Below are 4,236 nucleotides of genomic sequence, written 5' to 3' on the forward strand. Positions count from 1 at the left end.
GAAGTAGAAAAACGAGGTTTGAGTTGTCAACCCATATCATATATTGTGTGGCTGGGAATGTAGATATTTCCGGGAAGCTGATAGCTAATAGCTGACGGCTGAATGCTTACAAAAAGATTAGCTTTGAATGGGAATGAGAGTAACTTTTAATTGTTGTTCAATCTTTCAAATCTGATTCTTTCTTGAAAAAGAATAAGTTAATGGCGCTCCACCTAATAGCTTATGGCTTTTGGCAGAGAATTCCGCAGGAAATGCTTACCATTTAAACTATTGCCTCAGTTCCTTATAAGTGAAAAAAAGGTAACTTGGTACTTGTTAAATATAGTATTTTGGTTAAAATAACAACAGGATAGTTTAATAAATTTACCTGTGTGTAAAATTCATCCCAAAAGCAACGTTAAATGATAATATCATTCCTGATATTCAGAGTAATATATAGCAATCCTCCGCATATTCGTGGCACAAATCTTACTGCTTTTTAGGCAACAGGCACTATTGCTACAGCTCATCTGGTAAGAATTTCAACTTTTTTATTTACTTTTTAATTACCCGCAACCTATTTAGGATTGCTATAGTAATTGTTACTGCATTCGATGGTAATATAAGAAATTATGAAAATAAATATTTTAGCATAGATACTTCAAGAGGATAACAGTGTGCTGTATTTAGCAGAAGTACAAAGAAGGCCAACAGGTTTTGGTGGTCTGGGTGGTGGTAGAACTGATTTGAAGTTGCTAGCTTGTCAGCGCGGTGAACATAATTGGGCTGCTGTAACTGGGGAAGAAGTTATTCCGGCTGATGAAGCTAAGGAATTTTCTCCTGGTGCATTGGTGCTAGTAGATTTGAATAATAATAAGCAGGTTCAGCAAATTCAAGATGCTGCACGTCAGTTAGTGAAAATTCTCCAAAATTTTTCTCGTTCCCAAGAAAAGTCTAAGACACAATGGGAAGAAATTGAGCAATGGAAAGCTTCTCTTACTTTTCAAGCCCAAGAACTGAATCGCAGAGAAATGGAATTACAGGCTAAGGAGGAGCAACTTGAGGAACTGCAAGGCGAAATTGATAAGTTGGAGCAGCAACGTCAGGAAATTAGTCAAGTCCAACAAGAATCTCAGCAACTCCAGGAACAGATAGGGCAAAACCGAGCAGAATTAGAAGCAGCGCGTTTAGAATTACAAAGGCAACAAGAGGAGTTTGAGCAGCATAAGGGAGAATTAGCTCAAGGTGCAGTTTTAGATGAGGAGCAATCTCAATATATTCAAGATTTATTGAGTTGGTTAACTGAAGCGGTAACTCCGACAAATTCTTTGGGAGAAAAGTTAAGTCAATCCTTGGAAATAGTTAATAATCAACAGGAAACTCTAGAACAACATAGACAACAGTGGGATAATTCACCCAATACAGATTCTAATACACAGGAGGAAGAAATAGAGAGTTTGGCTAGTCATGTCCAAAACCAATGGCTAGAATGGCGACAAGATTGGGAATCTTTTGCCCATAGTATGGGGGGATTGAGAGTGCAACAAACTTTACTGGCAAGTAAGCAAGAGTATAGCCAAGTATTGAATGCACAAATTGTGACACAGACTCAACTTTATGAGCAACTGAGTAATCTAGTCACAGCGTTGGAGAATGGTGGTACTGCTCATAAAGTAGATGTTGAAGCTTTGGAAAAAATGCCTCTTAATGAGTTAGAGGAATTGGTACAAAGTTTGCAACAAGATTTACAAAGAGATATGAGTTTTGTTAAAGACCAGGAAGAGGAGTTGGCATTACAACAGCAAGAAATTGATGCTTTGCAAAGAAGAATTGATAAAGCTAGTGAATATGACAGAATTAATTTGGACTCAGAACTTTCAGATGAAAAAGACCGCTATAAAATGTTAAATGAGTCTTTGGTAGGTTCTCAAAGAAATCTGAAGGAAAGAGAAGAGATATTAAGTCAGCATCAAGCAGTTCTTTGGCGTAGGTTAGGTAATTCTTCTGACCAAGAACAGTCGAATCAGATAGACCTGAAGCCTATATTATCACAAGTTGAGACTCAAAGCCAGCAATTGACCGAAGAGTTACAAAAGTTAGAAGCTGAAATTCAACAAATACAAACTGAAATTACTCAAAAAGAAGAAGTGATTAATGGCCAAACTCAGGAACTAGCAGTTAAAAGAAATGAAATTGAGCAGTTAGAGTTGAGTTTAAGGGAAAAGCAGAAGGCTAATATAGGGGTTGGAAGTGGGGTTGTGTATCAAGAGGTAATGCTATCTTTGGCTGGTTATTTAGAACAACTGAGACAGCAACTTGAAGAAGTAGTAGGTGGAGTAAATCAAGTACAGGGTATAGGTGAACAGGTGGCTCAGTTAGGGGAAGTTCTCCAAAATATTCTTGTGCAACCGGAATAAGATTAACTCAGGAGTAGTAGTTTTTTATACTAAATTCAAGACAGAGGGAGTAGTTCATTAATGGATAATGGATAATTACCTTAATGAAAACCGTAACGGAATTGAAGATAAGGAAATATTGTTTCTTTTTTTTTCTCTATGGGGGTGGCTTTTAACGAAGGTGTTTAATTAATAATTATTAATTATTCGGTAAAACCCTTGCTCTTTATTTAATTTTCTGTATGGCAAAATCCAGGTTTTCCTTAACTACAAAAACTGCAAAAAAAGTTAATTATAGCACTATTTTTTGAAGCTATCTATTATACTAAAATAATCCAGGGATGTTGAACTTTGGCGATCGCTCCTCCAGGAAAGGGATCTGTTTGAGAACGGTTGGGAGCATTGATTAGGGCTGTCAGCTTTTCAATATGACTGAAGTTAGGAGTTGTAGGTAAAACTTTGTGTAGAATCTTTCTTATTACTCTACGTTGTAATGCTAGAGAAACTTCACGCAATACTAAACGGTTGATAATATATTTGATTGGTTGAGACTCGAATTGAGAAATATTCAAATTATCTGTATCTACTTCTGTCACTCTTTCTAATAATTTTTCTGTTTCATTTTCCAAATATTTGACTTCAGCACTGAGTATTTCTGCTGTTTGTGCTAATGCTAATTCAGCTTGAGGGTTAAATTGGCGTAGGATAGGAAATAATTCCAGGCGGATACGGTTTCGAGCATAATGTAAATCTTGGTTTGTAGAATCTTCCCAAATTTCGATTTTTTGCTCTTGACAAAAGTTGCCTGTTTGGGTACGAGTAATTTCTAATAGGGGACGTACCAGTAAGGGGGAGAAATTTTCTGTTAGGGGACGTTGCCAAGTTAGGGCTTGGAGACCGTCAGTCCCACTGCCACGAATTAGATTATATAGGAGAGTTTCTGCGCGATCGCTGGCTGTGTGGCCAGTTACAATGTATGGAAAATTAGATTCTAAAGCAATTTTACTGAGGATTTGATAACGCCATTTTCTGGCTTCTGCTTCACTTTTATAGACTTTATTTGCTGTTTCTAAATAGAAGGGAAGTTGCCAATTTGTGGTTAATTTTTTGACATAATTAGCATTAGCTTCTGAGTCAGTTCGCCATTGATGGTCACAATGAGCAACTGCTAAATACCAATTCCATTTTGATTGTAAATCTAATAGTAATTTGGTTAGACATAGTGAGTCTTGACCGCCGGATACTGCGATTAATATTCTTTGATTTTCTGGTAATAATTTTCTTTGACGTAATGTTTGATGAAGTTGGGCATGGAGTGGTGTCCAATTTTGATGGGGAGATTGATTCATTAGACATAATTTATTTGTAAGCATTTAGCTATTAGCACTTAGCAATTAGCTTTTTTTTGTGAATACATTAAACAATTTTATATGGATGTTTAAGGTCTTGAGATGTATTTTGAACCCTACTAGAAAATCATATTTCAGTATTTCAATATAGCATCTAACTGCCTGCATTTATGAAGCTAATTAGGGCTTGCTGAAAAAGTTTTTGAGTAGAGGGAGGAGTCAGGAGTCAGGAGGAAGTCGAGTTATGGAGGAGGTAGTTGGAGGAATTATCCCTTAATTTTTCTGTAATTTTGAGGCAAAAATGCTAAATTATTGAACCTTTTTGACCTAAAAGTTTCTACTTTTTGCAGACCTAAAAAGGCTAAAAGCTTTATCTATAAATGCTTTTATATTTAATCAGCCAGCCCTAATTATTGATAATACACTAAGGAGGATATCTGATGGTTGAATGCTTACATTTATTTGATTTGAAAGGATAATATTAAATCTGATAGTATTGGTTAAAAAAGTAG

General features: G+C 36.0%; 2 protein-coding genes. One reads left to right on the plus strand and one right to left on the minus strand.

The annotated features are described in order from the left end of the window. The first annotated feature begins 656 nt into the window (after positions 1-656). On the plus strand, positions 657-2,396 hold the full coding sequence (hmpF, locus tag AFK68_RS07885; protein ID WP_094672274.1) for a pilus motility taxis protein HmpF: 1,740 nt from the start codon (positions 657-659) through the stop codon (positions 2,394-2,396). Positions 2,397-2,695: 299 nt separating this feature from the next. Here the strand turns inward: hmpF and tilS are convergent, their stop codons facing one another. After that, positions 2,696-3,724: a tRNA lysidine(34) synthetase TilS gene (gene tilS, locus AFK68_RS07890; protein ID WP_094672275.1), complete on the minus strand. Its 1,029-nt coding sequence runs from the start codon at positions 3,722-3,724 to the stop codon at positions 2,696-2,698. Positions 3,725-4,236 lie beyond the last annotated feature (512 nt).

The organism is Hydrocoleum sp. CS-953 (genome assembly GCF_002260545.1).
Classification (GTDB): Bacteria; Cyanobacteriota; Cyanobacteriia; order Cyanobacteriales; family Microcoleaceae; genus Trichodesmium.

Coding starts and splice junctions, on each gene's coding strand:
- tilS (WP_094672275.1), bottom strand. CDS start 3,724: ATGAATCAATCTCCCCATCAAAATTGGACACCACTCCATGCCCAACTT.